At 62.2% G+C, this 13,971-nt stretch carries 14 protein-coding genes; 4 read left to right on the forward strand and 10 right to left on the reverse strand.

Annotated elements, in window-relative coordinates:
* Positions 1–31: 31 nt before the first annotated feature.
* The 4 genes from MRK42_RS13950 to MRK42_RS13965 form a co-directional block, all read right to left on the reverse strand.
* On the reverse strand, positions 32–343 hold the full coding sequence (locus MRK42_RS13950) for a SelT/SelW/SelH family protein (RefSeq protein WP_061475777.1): 312 nt from the start codon (positions 341–343) through the stop codon (positions 32–34).
* Positions 340–1,461 carry an adenosylhomocysteinase gene (locus MRK42_RS13955; RefSeq protein WP_042027443.1) on the reverse strand — a complete coding sequence of 374 codons (1,122 nt, stop codon included), beginning with the start codon at positions 1,459–1,461 and terminating at the stop codon, positions 340–342. The genes MRK42_RS13950 and MRK42_RS13955 overlap by 4 nt, the downstream gene beginning before the upstream one ends.
* A 183-nt stretch (positions 1,462–1,644) precedes the next feature.
* A complete protein-coding gene (locus MRK42_RS13960) occupies positions 1,645–2,382 on the reverse strand; it encodes a hypothetical protein (protein WP_225631697.1) in 738 nt (245 codons plus the stop codon).
* Positions 2,382–2,942, reverse strand: coding sequence for a YceI family protein (locus tag MRK42_RS13965; RefSeq protein WP_042027448.1), 561 nt, complete (start codon positions 2,940–2,942; stop codon positions 2,382–2,384). The genes MRK42_RS13960 and MRK42_RS13965 overlap by 1 nt, the downstream gene beginning before the upstream one ends.
* Positions 2,943–3,048: 106 nt before the next feature.
* Between MRK42_RS13965 and MRK42_RS13970 the strand changes: the two genes are divergently transcribed.
* Entirely contained in the window at positions 3,049–3,951 is a 903-nt protein-coding gene (locus tag MRK42_RS13970; protein ID WP_201941006.1) for a LysR family transcriptional regulator, read from the forward strand.
* A gap of 2 nt (positions 3,952–3,953) precedes the next feature.
* On the opposite strand, the gene MRK42_RS13975 is transcribed toward MRK42_RS13970, so the two are convergent.
* Positions 3,954–4,373, reverse strand: coding sequence for a hypothetical protein (locus tag MRK42_RS13975; protein WP_338610622.1), 420 nt, complete (start codon positions 4,371–4,373; stop codon positions 3,954–3,956).
* A 67-nt stretch (positions 4,374–4,440) separates the two neighbouring features.
* On the opposite strand from MRK42_RS13975, the gene MRK42_RS13980 reads away from it, so the two are divergent.
* Positions 4,441–6,171: a formate--tetrahydrofolate ligase gene (locus MRK42_RS13980; RefSeq protein WP_338610624.1), complete on the forward strand. Its 1,731-nt coding sequence runs from the start codon at positions 4,441–4,443 to the stop codon at positions 6,169–6,171.
* A gap of 128 nt (positions 6,172–6,299) precedes the next feature.
* Here MRK42_RS13980 and MRK42_RS13985 read toward each other — a convergent pair whose 3' ends face one another.
* Both MRK42_RS13985 and folE read right to left on the reverse strand, forming a co-directional pair.
* Positions 6,300–7,955, reverse strand: a complete 1,656-nt coding sequence (locus MRK42_RS13985) for a methyl-accepting chemotaxis protein (protein WP_042072822.1) — start codon at positions 7,953–7,955, stop codon at positions 6,300–6,302.
* A gap of 312 nt (positions 7,956–8,267) precedes the next feature.
* Positions 8,268–8,924 (reverse strand): GTP cyclohydrolase I FolE, encoded by a 657-nt coding sequence (gene folE, locus MRK42_RS13990; protein ID WP_338610626.1) that lies wholly within the window; start codon positions 8,922–8,924, stop codon positions 8,268–8,270.
* 217 nt (positions 8,925–9,141) lie between these two features.
* Between folE and moeA the strand changes: the two genes are divergently transcribed.
* Both moeA and moeB read left to right on the forward strand, forming a co-directional pair.
* Positions 9,142–10,368 (forward strand): molybdopterin molybdotransferase MoeA, encoded by a 1,227-nt coding sequence (moeA, locus tag MRK42_RS13995; RefSeq protein WP_338610628.1) that lies wholly within the window; start codon positions 9,142–9,144, stop codon positions 10,366–10,368.
* On the forward strand, positions 10,365–11,120 hold the full coding sequence (moeB, locus tag MRK42_RS14000) for a molybdopterin-synthase adenylyltransferase MoeB (RefSeq protein WP_338610630.1): 756 nt from the start codon (positions 10,365–10,367) through the stop codon (positions 11,118–11,120). The genes moeA and moeB overlap by 4 nt, the downstream gene beginning before the upstream one ends.
* A gap of 82 nt (positions 11,121–11,202) precedes the next feature.
* On the opposite strand, the gene MRK42_RS14005 is transcribed toward moeB, so the two are convergent.
* From MRK42_RS14005 to MRK42_RS14015, 3 genes are all read right to left on the reverse strand, one after another.
* Entirely contained in the window at positions 11,203–12,012 is an 810-nt protein-coding gene (locus MRK42_RS14005; RefSeq protein WP_223378401.1) for a hypothetical protein, read from the reverse strand.
* Positions 12,005–13,048 carry a plasmid segregation protein ParM domain-containing protein gene (parM, locus tag MRK42_RS14010; RefSeq protein ID WP_223378403.1) on the reverse strand — a complete coding sequence of 348 codons (1,044 nt, stop codon included), beginning with the start codon at positions 13,046–13,048 and terminating at the stop codon, positions 12,005–12,007. Before parM ends, MRK42_RS14005 begins: the two co-directional genes overlap by 8 nt.
* 104 nt (positions 13,049–13,152) lie before the next feature.
* Positions 13,153–13,929, reverse strand: a complete 777-nt coding sequence (locus tag MRK42_RS14015; RefSeq protein WP_338610635.1) for an alpha/beta hydrolase — start codon at positions 13,927–13,929, stop codon at positions 13,153–13,155.
* Between the last annotated feature and the right edge of the window lie 42 nt (positions 13,930–13,971).

The following is a 13,971-nucleotide window of genomic DNA, read 5'->3' on the forward strand; positions in this document are numbered from 1 at the left end:
GGCACTTGCCCTTGTCAGGACCAGCGTCCCCTTACTCGGCAGCCGGCTTGCGATCGGCGTGGCCAAGGTCGCGATCGGGGGCGATGATGTCGCGCACCCGCTGCTTGATCTCCTTGGCCTCGGGGAAGCCCTCGTCAGCCACCCGATCCCACACCTGCACGCCATTCACCAGGATGCGAAATTCACCCTTGCTGGCCGGTACCAGGGCTACCTCACCTAGCTCGCTGTCGAAGGTGGAGAGCAGCTCCTGGGCCAGCCAGGCGGCGCGCAACATCCAGCGGCAGAGGGTGCAGTAGCGGATCTCGATGCGGGGTTTGCCGCCCGGGATGGACAAGTCGCTCATTCGGTCACTCCATGAAAATCGGTCAGCCAGTGGCGGGCGATGGCCCGCATGGTGGATTCCGGCAGCTCCAGCAGGCTGGGAGCCAGGGGGCCGGCGGCCAGCATCCTTATCCCCTCCATGATCTCCGCCAGCACCAGATAGACGTATTCACCGATGACGGCGCCATGGACGAAGTTGACCGCCTCGCCCCGGTTGAGCAGATAGATCTGGCTGCCATCGGGACGGTTGAGGGCCAGCACATGGGGACACACCTCCTCGCTCGGCCAGGGTAGCCGGGCCAGGCAGAAGGCGAACTCGTCGTCGGCGGAGGTGACCGAGGCCACCATGGTGCCCGGGCGCAGTGCCTGCAGATCCGCGAGATCGAGGGAGCCATTGCCGGTGGAGCAGATCACCAGCTCGGCGCGGCGCAGGGCCTCCTCCTTGGTGATCAGGCGAAAGCCGTGGGAGAGCGCCTCGACCTGGCGTAGCACGTCCGTCTCCACCAGCCCCAGATGGAGGTTGCGGCAGCGCAGATCGCGGGCGATGCTGCGCCCCACCTTGCCATAACCGAACAGCGCCGCCTCGCAGACATTGAAGGTTCGGTTGAGCGTGCGGGCCAGCGATTCGGCGGAGTAGACCACGCTCAGGCCAATCTGGATATCCTCGGCCTGCTTGAGGGGGCTGCGCGCCACCGACACGACCGGGGTCGCCAGCACCTCCTGCTCGTAGCGCTGATGGCCATTCTCGGTCATCTCCACCACGCCGAGAAAACGGGGGCCGAAATACTCGCTCAGGGTCGCCTGTGTCTTGGCAAAATAACCGCCGATATCGAGGATGATAAGTCGTTCGTGGGGGGCCACCAGCGGGGCTATCTGGGCGATGACACCATCGGGATCATTGGTCCACTGGCGGTTGAGGGTACAGACGGGATAGTGGCGGGAGACCCACTCCAGGGTAGGCGCATGCACCGATTTGGGCTTTGGCAGGATGGCCGCGATGCGCCCCATCTGGCCAAGGGCTTCGATAAAGCGGGGACGGTCGGGGAGCAGATGGGTGACCAGCAGGATGCAAAGACCATCGATACGTCCCTGATCGATAAAATGGCGAAAAAACAGATGCTCAGATCCTTGACTGCGCAACTGTGGCCTCCTTAATGTGCCGCAAAGCAGGCAAACAGAACCCAGCATGACCGGGTTCTGTGTGTATCCAGTGAAATGAAAATCCTTTTTATCTTAAACACATAGGCGGCTCAATCATTATCTGCCAAGAGTATGAGCAGGTATGCAAAAATGCTCATAATTGTCTGTTTTTTATGCAAAAACTCAGTAAAGAGAAGCCTCGGGCCAGACCCACCACAGGCTGATGCCAGTCCCCACCCCGGCCAGCAGGATCAGGATCCCCCAACGGGTCTGCCACCGGGTGTTGCGAAGCCCCCACTCCAGCAGCGGCAGCAGCCAGACCGGCAGCAAGACGCTCAAAGGCACCTCCACGTATTGCCAGGCGAGCATCTGGACGAAGGCCAGCGCCAACGCCAGGGCGGCAGGCGCCACTTTCGCCCCGGCAAAGGTGGCCAGTAGCGCCCGAAAACCGGTCAATGCCGCCAGGGCCCCCGCCAGCTGGGCGATCAGCAGACTGCCATCGATACCGATCACCAGCGCCAGCCAGACAAAGCCGAGGGCAAAACCCAGCCCCTCGCGACTATCCCCCTGCCAGGCGGCAACGCCGTACCAGGCGATGGCGGGCAGCAGCGCCAGCCAGATGCGCGGCTCGCCAGCCAGCACAGAGGCCAGCCCCTGCCACCACACCAGGGCACCCGCCACGGCAAACAGCAGCAAGGCTGCGCGCTTGTCCGCCAGCTGGGCCGCGATGGCGGGCACCAGCAGAGTCAGCGGCAGCCACTGCCACGCCTTGACCGGCACGCTATAGAAACCGCCCAGCAGAGAGCCCACCAGCCAGAGGGCCAGCGCCCCCCACAGATACGCCGCGCGCGGCCAGCGCCATGACAGCAAAGCGGCCCCCAAGGGGGCCGCCAGGGTTTGAAGCAGAAGTGCCGCGCCCATTACTTGCGCACGCCTTCGACAAACAGCTGGATAGCCATCTCGTCAGGGATGCCCGGCAGCATGTAGTTCACGCCGAAATCGCTGCGCTTGATGGTGGTGGAGGCGTTGAAGCCGCTGCGATAGCCGCCCCAGGGATCCTTGCCCTCGCCGATCTTGACCAGATCGAAAGCCACTTCCTTGCTGACGCCGTGCAGGGTCAGGGTACCCTTGAGCACGCCCTTATCCTTGCTGCCTTCATAGGCGGAGCTGACGAAGGTCATTTTGGGATACTGCTTCACGTCGAGAAAATCCGGGCTGCGCAGGTGCTTGTCCCGGGCCTCGTGGTTGGAGTCCACGCTGGCGGCATCCACCTCGAAGCTCGCCTTGGCGGCGGTCGGGTTGGCGTCATCCATGCTGAAGGTGCCGCTGAAGGTGTTGAAACGGCCCACCAGTTCGGAGAAGCCAAGGTGGCCCACCTTGAACTGCACCGTGGTGTGCGCCGCATCGACATCGTAATCGGCCGCCATCAGGGGGGTCGCCATAAACAGGCAGGAGGCCAGCAGGGCCTTGGTCATTTTCATCCGTTCGTTCCTTCATTGGGTTCACATCGGTAAACAAAATGCTAACCTCCTTGCCTGAATGAATAATCAGTGATTTATTAAATTAATTATTTACTGAGGATGGAAAATGGATCAGATCGCCGCCATGCGCACCTTCATCAAGGTGGTGGAGTGCCAGAGTTTTACCAAGGCGGCCCATCAGCTCGGCATCTCGGTGGCCATGGCCTCCAAGCTGATGCAGCAACTGGAGGAGTCTCTCGCCACCCGCCTGCTGTCGCGCACCACCCGCCAGGTCAATCCCACCGAGGCGGGCCAGTTCTACTATCAGCGCTCGCAGGCCTTGCTGGCGGAGCTCGAAGAGACCCACAGCCAGCTCACCCACCACAACCAGCAGCCCAACGGCACTCTCAAGCTGTCGGTGCCGATGGATTTTGGTTACCTGCACCTCTCCCCCGCCCTGCCGCTGTTTCGCGAGCGCTTCCCCGATCTCAAGCTGGATATCGAATACAGCGACAGGCGGGTGGCACTGGTGGAAGAGGGGTTCGATCTGGCGCTGCGGATCGGCCATCTGAGCGACTCCTCCCTGGTGGCGCGCCAGCTGGCGACGATCCGGCTGGAGCTGTGCGCCAGCCCGGCCTATCTGGCCCGCAAGGGCATGCCAAAGAGCCCTGACGATCTCAGGCAGCACGACTGCCTCGTCTACACCCTGACCCAGCCGGAGTGGCACTTCAAACGGGATGGAGAGTCACAAAGCGTGCGCCCCCAGGGGCCGCTTCGCGCCAACAACGGGGTGGCGCTGACCCGCGCCGCTTGTGATGATCAGGGCATCATATTGCAGCCCACCTTCATCGTGGGGGAGGCCCTGAACGATGGCAGGCTGGTGAGCTTGCTGCCCGAGTGGAACAAGGGCGAGGTGGGGCTCTATGCGGTCTATCCGCACCGGCGCTTCGTCTCGGCCAAGGTGCGCTGCTTTATCGAATTCGTGCAGGAGCGTTATCTCGCCCCGCAGAAGTGGGATCAGCCGGCCTGAAGCTAAGCCTGACGGGAGACAGAAGATGACGCAGGCAGGTGGGCCAGCAGGCGTGCCGGCTCCGGGGTCAGCAGCCAGAGTGGCAAACGGGTACGGATCGCCGTCAACTGCTGGTCGCTCAAGGCGTAGGGCAGTATCACCTCAAGCTCCCGGCAGTCAAACATGGCGGCCAGTTGCAGGATCAGGATGAGGTTTGCCTCGTCGCTGCGGCGCTTGTTGATGCGTTTTGCGATCTCGTGTTGCAGCTGGGTGCGCGAGTCCTGGGTCATCGCCTGCCAGCCAAACCCGAACAGGGGCACCAGGGCACTGACGATACCAAGCGCCGTTAGCGGCTGTTTGGGCGGGTGATAGAGCGCATTGAGATCCAGCAGAAGCGGATCCTGAGTACTCTCACTATCACCAAATAAAATCGTTTTCTTCATTGGATTACCCGTTATATTCCACTAGACTTCGCCGCATATTCTACCCCGACATGCCAACGAGGTGCTGATGCTAAGCGATATCGAGATCTCCCGCCAGTCCCCCCGCCTCCCCATCCACGAGCTGGCCCAGCGCCTCGCCATCCCGCCGCATCTGCTTTATCCCTACGGCCACTACAAGGGCAAACTGAGCCTGGATCTGCTCAAACAGGACAACCCCAAGGCCGGCAAGCTGGTGCTGGTTAGCGCCATCACCCCGACCCCGCTCGGCGAGGGCAAGACTGTCACCACCCTCGGACTCTCCATGGGGCTCAACCATATCGGCCACCCCAGCATCGCCACCATACGCCAGCCGAGCCTCGGGCCCGTATTCGGGGTCAAGGGGGGCGCCGCCGGGGGCGGTCATGCCCAGGTGGTGCCGATGGAGGAGATGAACCTGCACCTGACCGGTGATTTTCACGCCCTGAGTGCCGCCCACAACCTGGCCGCCGCAGCCCTCGATGCCCGCCTGTTTCACGAGCACAAACTCGGCGACCAGTTCAGTACCAAAACCGGCCTGAGCCGGCTCGACATCGATCCGGCTCAGGTTCTCTGGCCTCGCACCCTCGACATGAACGATCGCGCCCTGCGCCATCTCACCATAGGTCAGGGAGAGCCAGCCGATGGAGTGGAACGCAGCGATCGCTTCGTCATCACCGCCGCCTCCGAGCTGATGGCCATCCTGGCGCTGGCCAGCGATCTGAAAGACTTGCGCGCGCGCATCGGCCGTATCCAGCTGGCCCTCGATATCCACGGCAACCCCATCACCGCCGAGCAACTTGAAGTGGCCGGCGCCATGACGGTGCTGCTCAAAGATGCCCTGCAACCCACCCTGATGCAGACCACGGAGCAGACCCCTGTGCTGGTGCACGCGGGGCCGTTTGCCAACATCGCCCACGGCAACTCCTCGGTGATCGCCGATCGTATCGCCCTTGGCCTCACCGACTATGTGGTGACCGAGGCAGGCTTTGGCTCCGACATGGGGCTGGAGAAGTTTTTCAACATCAAGAGCCGCCAATCCGGCATCACCCCCTCCTGCGTGGTGCTGGTGGCCACAGTGCGTGGCCTCAAGGCCAACAGCGGCCTGCTCGATATCCGCCCCGGCCAGCCGTTGCCCGCCAGCCTGCAGGGGGAGGATCTGACCACCCTGCGCCAGGGCTGTGCCAACCTCGTCTGGCATATTCGCAATGCCCGCCGTTACGGGGTGCCCGTGGTGGTCGCCATCAACCGCTTCCCCACCGACAGCCAGGCTGAACTCGAGCTATTGATGAGTGAAGCGATGAACGCAGGAGCCTGTGGCAGCGCCATCTCCCATGCCTTCGTGCAGGGCGGCGAAGGGGCCGCCGAGCTGGCCCAAGCCGTGGTCGATGCCTGCGCGTTGCCGAGCCGGAGCTCCCTGCTCTATCCCGACGAGATGAGCCTGAGTGCCAAGCTCGCCACCCTGGTGGAGTGCGGCTACGGCGGCCGCGGCGTCATCCTCTCCGACAAGGCGCGCCAGCAGCTGGCACGACTCTCGGCCGAAGGTTGGGATCATCTGCCCATCTGCATGGCCAAGACCCCCCTCTCCATCAGCCATGATCCGGCGAAAAAGGGCGTGCCCCGGGATTTCGAGATCCCCGTCGACGAGGTGAAACTGTGCGCCGGCGCCGGTTTCGTCTATGCCCTGGCAGGCCCCATCATGACCATGCCGGGCCTGGGCAGCCTGCCAGCCTATCGTCATATCGATATCGATGATAACGGAGAGATCATTGGGCTGAGCTAAATGGTCGGGTAAGGGGTCTGGCGTCGGCCGATTACGCTTCGCTAATCGACCCTACGGTCAAAAAAACTGCCAGAAACGACAAGGCCCCGCCAATTGGCGGGGCCTTTCGTTATCACGCCAGCAAGGCTTTAGAGGGTAAAGCGCTGGGTCATATGGTGCAGGGTATTGGCCAGCTTGCTCAGTTCGCCACAGGCCTGGGCAATCTGGCTCGCGCCCTGGGCATTCTCGTCCGCCGCATTGTGAATGTTGACGATATTGCGGTTGAGCTCTTCGGTCACCGCGTTCTGCTCCTCGGTGGCGGTGGCGATCAGGGTGTTCATGTCGGTGATGCGCACCACGGCACTGTTGATGGTGTCGATGCTGGTCCCCGCATCCCGCGCCAGCCCCACGCTCTCCTGCATCTGGTGACGGCTCAGCTGCATGGCGTTGCCCGCCTCGGCGGCGCGGCTTTGCAGCAGCTCGATCATCTTGCTGATCTCGGCGGTGGAATCCTGGGTGCGCTGGGCCAGGGAGCGAACCTCATCCGCCACCACGGCAAAGCCACGACCCTGTTCCCCTGCCCGTGCGGCCTCAATGGCGGCATTGAGGGCCAGCAGGTTGGTCTGGCCGGCGATGTCGCGGATCACATCCAGCACCACTGTAATGTTGGCGCTGTCCGCCTCCAGCTGCTGAACCACGGCACCGGCTTGCTCAATCTTCTCGGAGACCTCTTCGATGCTGCTGATGGCACTGCGTACCACCTGGTTGCCATCGGCCGAGGTACGGGAAGCATCCTTGGCGGCACTCATGGCATCCGTGGTATTGCGGGCTACTTCGTTGACGGTGGACTGCATCTCGTTCATGGCGGTGGCAACCTGGGAGACTTCGCTCTGCTGGATGGCCATGCCGCTGGCAGATTGACTGGAGATGGCACTCACCTCTTCCACCGCGCTGCTGAGCTGGCTGACGGATCCGGCGATCTCGCTCACCAGCTCGGACAGGGAGGTCTGCATCCGGTTGATGGCGCTGCCCAGCTGGCCCAGCTCGTCACGGTTGAAGCGGTTCTCCTTGATCCACTGTTGCAGCTCGCCCTGCCCCAGCTCACCACCGGCGATACGTTGCGCCTGACGGGCCAGCATGATGAGGGGATCGCGGATCTGGCGGGTGAGCAGCATGGAGAGCATGACCACCAGAATGAGGGAGACCACCAGGGCGATGGAGACACTCCACTTGGCGCCATCGTAGGAGGCCACCACATCGGAGCGAGAGTCTGTGGCATAGCCGTGGTTGATACGGATCAGCTCGTCAACATAGTGATGCAGTGAGCCAAAGAGCGGCACCCCTTCTGCCAGGAAGATTTTCTGGGCTTCGGCCATCTGGCCGTTGTCCTGCAGCTGCTTGACCCGCTGGTGCAGGGCGACATAACGGGTCCATTCCGCCTTGACGCCGTCGAAGGCGCGACGCTCTTCCACATCTTCCGCCCAGATGGTACGGTCATGGCCGGCCAGTTGCTGATCCACCTTGCGGATCAGATCAGCGGCCACATCACGATATTCCGCGCGCAGTTTCGGATCCTCGGCCACCACGAAGTAGCCGAGTTCATAGCGACGCAACTCGCTGATGCGATCCCCAATCAGGGTGGTCCGGTTGACGGCCGGCAGTATGCTGTCGGTAAAGCGCAGCGCCGCTCCGTTCATGTTGCCAAACTGAACGATTGCAAAGCCGCCGATAAAGGCAACCATCAGGCCGAGCACGGCAAAACCGGCCGACAGTTTCTTGCCTATGGTCATGGAGCTGGTATTCATGGCATTTCCTGAAATTGAGTGAACAGGTTCCGCGGGCCTGTTGCGCGAGGCAAAGACCCGGATCCCGCGTTCCATCGCAGCTCATCGAGAAAATGAGTTTGGTCCTGAGGTAAAACAAGGGGCGTCAGGGGACAAACAGCCGTCTCCCGTGTCCCGAACAAGAAGGAATGGAGTCAAAAAAACCCATTGTAAAAGCCTTATCGACCGACCGGGCCTATTCCTTGAGGCTTTTATTGGTAAAAAATGCAGGCCGACTGTCAGCCTGCAGCAGAGAGGGAAAGTGCAGGGGTGGTTCTCACCGCCCTTAAGGTATCAGCTGCGCAAACCGCCCAAAAACTCGGCGCGGGTATCAGGCTGGGTCTTGAACACACCACCGAGGGAGGTGGTGGTGGTGTAGGAGGTGGAGTCCATTACCCCGCGTGCTTTCACGCAGAAATGGGTCGCCTTGATGCTGATGGCCACATCCTGGGTGCCCAGCAGGGTCTGCAGGGCCAGCAGGATCTGCTGGGTGAGCCGCTCCTGCACCTGGGGACGGCGGGCGAAGAACTGCACGATGCGGTTGATCTTCGAGAGCCCAATCACCTTGCCACGAGGGATATAGGCGACATGGGCCAGCCCGTCGATGGTCACGAAGTGGTGCTCGCAGGTGCTGGTGAGGCTGATGTCCCGCACCATGATCATCTCGTCCACCTGCATCTTGTTCTCGATCACCGTCACCTTGGGGAAGGTGGCGTAATCGAGGCCGGAGAAAATCTCGTTCACGTACATCTTGGCGATGCGATGCGGCGTCTCGGCCAGGCTATCATCGGCCAAGTCCAGCCCCAGCGTCTCCATGATGGCGCGCATGTGGCCTTCGATCTTTTCCCGCTTCTGCTGGCTATCCAGCTGGTTGGCAACCAGGGGGGTTTCCAGTCCCTGGGCCTCGAGGGCAGCCCTGACCAGCAAGGCTTCCTGACTTAAGGTTGTCATTGTCGTCTCTCCCACGCTCAGGGACGGTGAGGGCCAATCGGGCGGCCCTTTATGGTATGGCGGCATAGTAAACGGCCATTGCCGCCAATATTCAAGTCAACTTGCGTTCCTAATCATACTTTATGGTCTAACGGGCACTTTTACCCTGCAATGACCTGCCCATCAGCAGGGATTTTTGTGATAATCCCGCCCTCAACCATAGAAAGAGGTAATGACGATGGGATTTGATACCAGCGGACTACTCCCCTTGAGCGATGCCCTGCAAGGGATGCTGGAGCAACTTGCCTGCTGCTGCGACACCGAGCAGCTGCCGCTGCCAGAGGCCCTCGGCCGGATCCTCGCGGACGATATCGCCTCTCCCCTCTCAGTGCCTCCGTTCGACAACTCCGCCATGGATGGCTATGCCGTACGCCTGGTGGATCTCGCTGCGGGCACGCCGCTCATCATGGCGGGCAAGGCCTTCGCCGGCCAACCCTATCAGGGGGAGTGGCCCGCCGGCCACTGCGTGCGCATCATGACGGGGGCTCCCGTCCCCGCCGGTACTGATGCCGTAGTGATGCAGGAAGAGACCCGGGCCGATGGCGAACGGATCACCTTCCTCTGCCAGCCCGTGCCGGGCCAGAACATCCGCCGCGCCGGCAGTGACATGGCCAAGGGAGCCTGCGTGCTCGGCGCCGGTACCCGCCTCACCCCTCGGGAGATGCCACTGCTGGCCTCTCTTGGCATCGCCACCGTCAGCGTGCGCCGCCCGCTCAGGGTCGCCATCTTCAGCACAGGTGACGAACTCAAACCGGTCGGTACCCCGCTCGCCCACGGCGACATCTACGACTCCAACCGCTACGGCGTCAAGGCGATGCTGGCGCGTCTGGGGTGCGACTGCCTCGACCTTGGCATCCTGCCCGACAATCCTGACCTGCTGCGCGCCGCCTTCATCCGGGCCGATCAGGAGGCCGACGTGCTGATCACCACGGGTGGCGTCTCGGTGGGAGAAGCGGACTTTACCAAACAGCTGCTGGACGAGCTTGGCGAAATCGGCTTCTGGAAGCTCGCCATCAAGCCGGGCAAGCCGTTCGCCTTCGGCCGCCTGCCCCATGCCTGGTTCTTCGGCCTGCCGGGCAATCCGGTCTCCGCCATGGTCACCTTCGATCAGCTGGTACAGCCGGCGCTGGCCAAGCTGGCCGGCCAGTGTTTTGTGCGCCCACTCCAGCTCCAGGCCGTCGCCGCCGAACCGCTCAAGAAGAGCCCGGGGCGCCTGGATTTCCAGCGCGGTATCCTCTGCCAAGGTCCAAGCGGCCTCGAAGTGCGCAGCACTGGCTCCCAGGACTCCGCCGTGTTCAGCTCCCTGTCGCGGGCCAACTGCTACATCGTCCTTGAGCGCGAGCGCGGCCGGGTCGCGGCGGGTGAAACCGTCACCGTTGAGCCGTTCGGGGGATTGCTGTTGTGAGCGAGATCCTCTCTGACGCCGAGCTTATGCGCTACAACCGCCAGATCATCCTCAAATCCTTCGACTTCGAGGGGCAGGAGGCGCTCAAGCAGGCCCATGTGCTGGTGATTGGCGCCGGGGGTCTGGGCTGCGCCGCCAGCCAGTATCTGGCGGTGGCGGGGGTCGGCCAGCTCACCCTGGTGGATTTTGACAAGGTGGAGCTCTCCAACCTGCAGCGCCAGGTGCTGCACACAGATGCTCGCGTGGGCCAGTACAAGGTGGACTCCGCCGCCCAGGCGCTGCGCGCCCTCAACCCCTGGCTCAAGGTCGACACCCACGCCACCATCGCCGACGAGGTGCTGCTCGATACCCTATTGCCCCGGCACCAGCTGGTGCTCGACTGCACCGACAACCTGACCATTCGCAACCTGCTCAACCAAAAGGCCCGCCAGCATGGGGTACCCCTGGTCAGCGGCGCCGCCATCCGGATGGAGGGGCAGATCTGCAGCTTCACCTGGCAGGAGGGCGAGCCCTGCTATGCCTGCCTCAGTGCCCTGTTCGGCGAGCAGGCCCTCACTTGCGTCGAGGCCGGGGTGCTGGCGCCTGTGGTCGGTCTGGTGGGCAGCCTGCAGGCTCTCGAAGCCATCAAGCTGCTGGCCGGTATGGGCAAGAGCTACAGCGGCCGCCTGCTGATGATCGATGGCCTGGGCGGCAGCTTTCGCGAGATGAAGCTACCCAAACGGCCAGACTGTCCGGTTTGCTCGCACGAGTGAGTTGCTCAGCCACTCTTTGCACCAACAAAAAGCCGACCCATAGGGTCGGCTTTTTGTTGGCCTTCATCATGACGATGGGGGATCAGAAGATCCCCTTCGCCTTGACCTTCTTCATGCTGGCCACCTGGCTCGAGAGATCTTCCACCAGAGGCTCAGGGGCTTCGGTGGCAGTGCTCTGGCGAGCAGGCGCACTGGCCAGGCGCTGGATCAGCCGGTGTTGCTCGCGAATGAGCCTGGATTGCTCCTCAAGCTGGCGCGAGAGCAGCTGGATGCTGCTGGCGAGGGGAGCCAGATCCGGCTCAGTCCCCGCAGCCGGCAACTTGCCCGCGATGGCCTCGGCCAGCTGATCATGATCCAGAGGGGCCGGCAACCCCTGGCGCAACTCATCCCACAGTTCGGTGGGCTGCTGTTCACCCAACCGGCTCACTATCTCGTCCACCAGGTTGTCCGGTACCGGCACCGCAGCCTGCTGGCCCAGACGCTGGACTATCTCATCCGCCAGTGCTCGGTTGTCCCCCTGTTCCAGCCGGGGAGCCAATCTGGCCACTATCTCGTCGATCAGGGTATCGGAGGATGGCGTATCCTCCGCTCCCAGCGAGAAGCCACAGCTGGCGAAGGCGTGGCGCAAGGTGGTCATGCTCACCTGCTCCGGCCCCAGGGCATTGGCGATGGCCTTGCACAGATTGGGGGCCAGCACATACATGAACATGCCGGAGAGATAGATATCCTTGTGGAACCGACTCTTGGAGAAGTCGAACTCCTCGCTGCCATCCTGGATCTTGCGTGCCCGCTGATACCAGTTTTGCAGCACCCCGACCGCGTAGCGATCAGACTCCAGCGCACCCGGATCCATGTAGATGGAGAAGGTCATGCGCTTGAGTTGACTACTCATCGGCGACCTCGGCCATCACAGGCGCCTCGCGATAGACCTCGTCCTCTTCGGTGGTGTAGAGGCAGATCTCGCGGGCCAAGGCGGCCTGGGCATCATCCAGCAGTTCAACCCGCTCACCCAGGGTCGGATAAGCCGCCTTGATCGCATCATAGATAAGGGAAGCACCACCACCGACCAGATAGACACGGTTCGGGTTCTTGGCAAACTTCTTCGCCTCGTGGGCAACCTGGGAGCCCAGTTCGTCGATCTTGTTCTGCATCTTCTCGAGGATGCGCGGGATCTGGCTCTCGTCGTTCACCACGTCGCGCACAAAGCTCATGTCGTGGCGACGCTTGATGAACTCGTTGGCCACCAGATAGCTGGAGTCGCTGTCCGCCGCCGCCAGCGCCTTGCGGGTCGCGTCGGTCACCATGGAGACGCCGATCTCGTTGTTGCCGTAGACATCGGAGACGTCGTCGAACTCACCGACGATGATCCCCATATCCAGGGTGGTACCACCGCAGTCGATCACCAGGGTCTTGGTGAACTCGTTGCAACCCGAGCCAATCAGGCGGGACAGGGCGGCAGGCAGGCTCTCCGGCATCACCTCGACGCTGACGATGTTGAACAGCTCACCCTTGTTGAGGCTGATGTCACGCATCAGGTTGCGGCGCTTCTTCTCGATCTTCTCTTCATTGCGCTGGCAGTCATCCGGGTTGTAGAACTCGGTGATGGGCAGGGTTACCGTGATGGCCACGTCACAGGGGGTCACGCCGGTCTGCAGCAGGGCATGGTGCACGGAAAGCAGGTTCAGATCGTCGTACTGGTACTCCACGTGAGTCGTTGCCAGCGACTTGTCGGAGGTGGCGTCATAGGTGTACTTGGTGTTGCCTATTTCGTAGTTGTAGATCTTCTTGTCCTTGCGCAATGCGGCACTCTTCCAATCCTTGCGAAAAGAGTTGGGAGAGATGATGGTCTTGAGCACCTTGTTCTCAATCCAGCTCACCTTGACGTTGGTCGAACCATCATCGATGGCCATTTTCATTACTTCAGACATGAGGAAATACCTGTTTTAAAAGCAAATTGAGCCCGCTTCCGTTGCCTTTTGCCAGTGGCAAGGGAAGCGGGCCAAGACATACACGGCTAAAAAAAGCGACAAGTTTAATGAATTTCTAGAATCCGGTGAAGCAATTGATTGAACCCGGAAGGATCTTCCGCCGGCCAGGCATGATGACCATTGGGGGTGTGAATGGTGGCATTGGGCAGGGCAGCGAACTGCTCAACCCGTCTGGCCAGGGGCAGATAGTCGTGACTGGTGGAGATGATGGCCACCGGCTGCCAGATCTGGCCGAGGCGGGATCGCACCGACCAGCCGGGCAAGGCCTCCAACAGCGCCTTGTAAACCTTCTTGCGGTTGCGCACGAAACGCAGCCGGAAGGTGTAGCGCACCTGGGCCAGATCCGGGCCGGGAAAGAGCTCCCGCCCCAGCCACCAGGCGAGCGGCCGCATGCCGAACCAGCGCAACCACTTCAGACGCTGGGCGTAACGCTCCTGCTCTTTCGGCGTCTCCAGCAAAAACTCGCTAAAGCCGTTGACCAGTACCAGACCGCTCACCTTGTCGGGCCGTTGCAACGCCAGCTCCAGCGCCACCATGGCCCCCAGGGAGAGTCCCACCACCCAGGCAGGCCCAGGCTGTGCATCGAGCCATGCCAGCACGTCGGCCGCCAGGGTGGGCACGTCAAACGGCCCCTCCTGCATGCTCTGGCCGTGACCGCGCAGATCGATGGCCACGACCCGATAGCGTTCGGAAAAACGCTCCATCTGCGCCTGCCAGTCGAGGCTGGAGGAGCCCAGCCCATGCAGCAGCAGCAACAAGGGCCCCTCCCCCGCACTGCGCAGGGCCAGGCCGTTGAATTTGATTACCTGATTGCGACGCATCCGTCTGTTGCCTCTCGACTCATCCCCTGATGCCTGTCCGTT

This window comes from Aeromonas sp. 19NY04SH05-1, assembly GCF_040581895.1.
GTDB classification, from domain to species: domain Bacteria; phylum Pseudomonadota; class Gammaproteobacteria; order Enterobacterales; family Aeromonadaceae; genus Aeromonas; species Aeromonas enteropelogenes.

Coding starts and splice junctions, on each gene's coding strand:
- parM (WP_223378403.1), bottom strand. CDS start 13,048: ATGTCTGAAGTAATGAAAATGGCCATCGATGATGGTTCGACCAACGTC.
- MRK42_RS14005 (WP_223378401.1), bottom strand. CDS start 12,012: ATGAGTAGTCAACTCAAGCGCATGACCTTCTCCATCTACATGGATCCG.
- MRK42_RS13980 (WP_338610624.1), top strand. CDS start 4,441: ATGCTAAGCGATATCGAGATCTCCCGCCAGTCCCCCCGCCTCCCCATC.
- moeA (WP_338610628.1), top strand. CDS start 9,142: ATGGGATTTGATACCAGCGGACTACTCCCCTTGAGCGATGCCCTGCAA.
- MRK42_RS13970 (WP_201941006.1), top strand. CDS start 3,049: ATGGATCAGATCGCCGCCATGCGCACCTTCATCAAGGTGGTGGAGTGC.
- MRK42_RS13960 (WP_225631697.1), bottom strand. CDS start 2,382: ATGGGCGCGGCACTTCTGCTTCAAACCCTGGCGGCCCCCTTGGGGGCC.
- MRK42_RS13950 (WP_061475777.1), bottom strand. CDS start 343: ATGAGCGACTTGTCCATCCCGGGCGGCAAACCCCGCATCGAGATCCGC.
- MRK42_RS13965 (WP_042027448.1), bottom strand. CDS start 2,942: ATGAAAATGACCAAGGCCCTGCTGGCCTCCTGCCTGTTTATGGCGACC.
- MRK42_RS13985 (WP_042072822.1), bottom strand. CDS start 7,955: ATGAATACCAGCTCCATGACCATAGGCAAGAAACTGTCGGCCGGTTTT.
- MRK42_RS14015 (WP_338610635.1), bottom strand. CDS start 13,929: ATGCGTCGCAATCAGGTAATCAAATTCAACGGCCTGGCCCTGCGCAGT.
- MRK42_RS13975 (WP_338610622.1), bottom strand. CDS start 4,373: ATGAAGAAAACGATTTTATTTGGTGATAGTGAGAGTACTCAGGATCCG.
- folE (WP_338610626.1), bottom strand. CDS start 8,924: ATGACAACCTTAAGTCAGGAAGCCTTGCTGGTCAGGGCTGCCCTCGAG.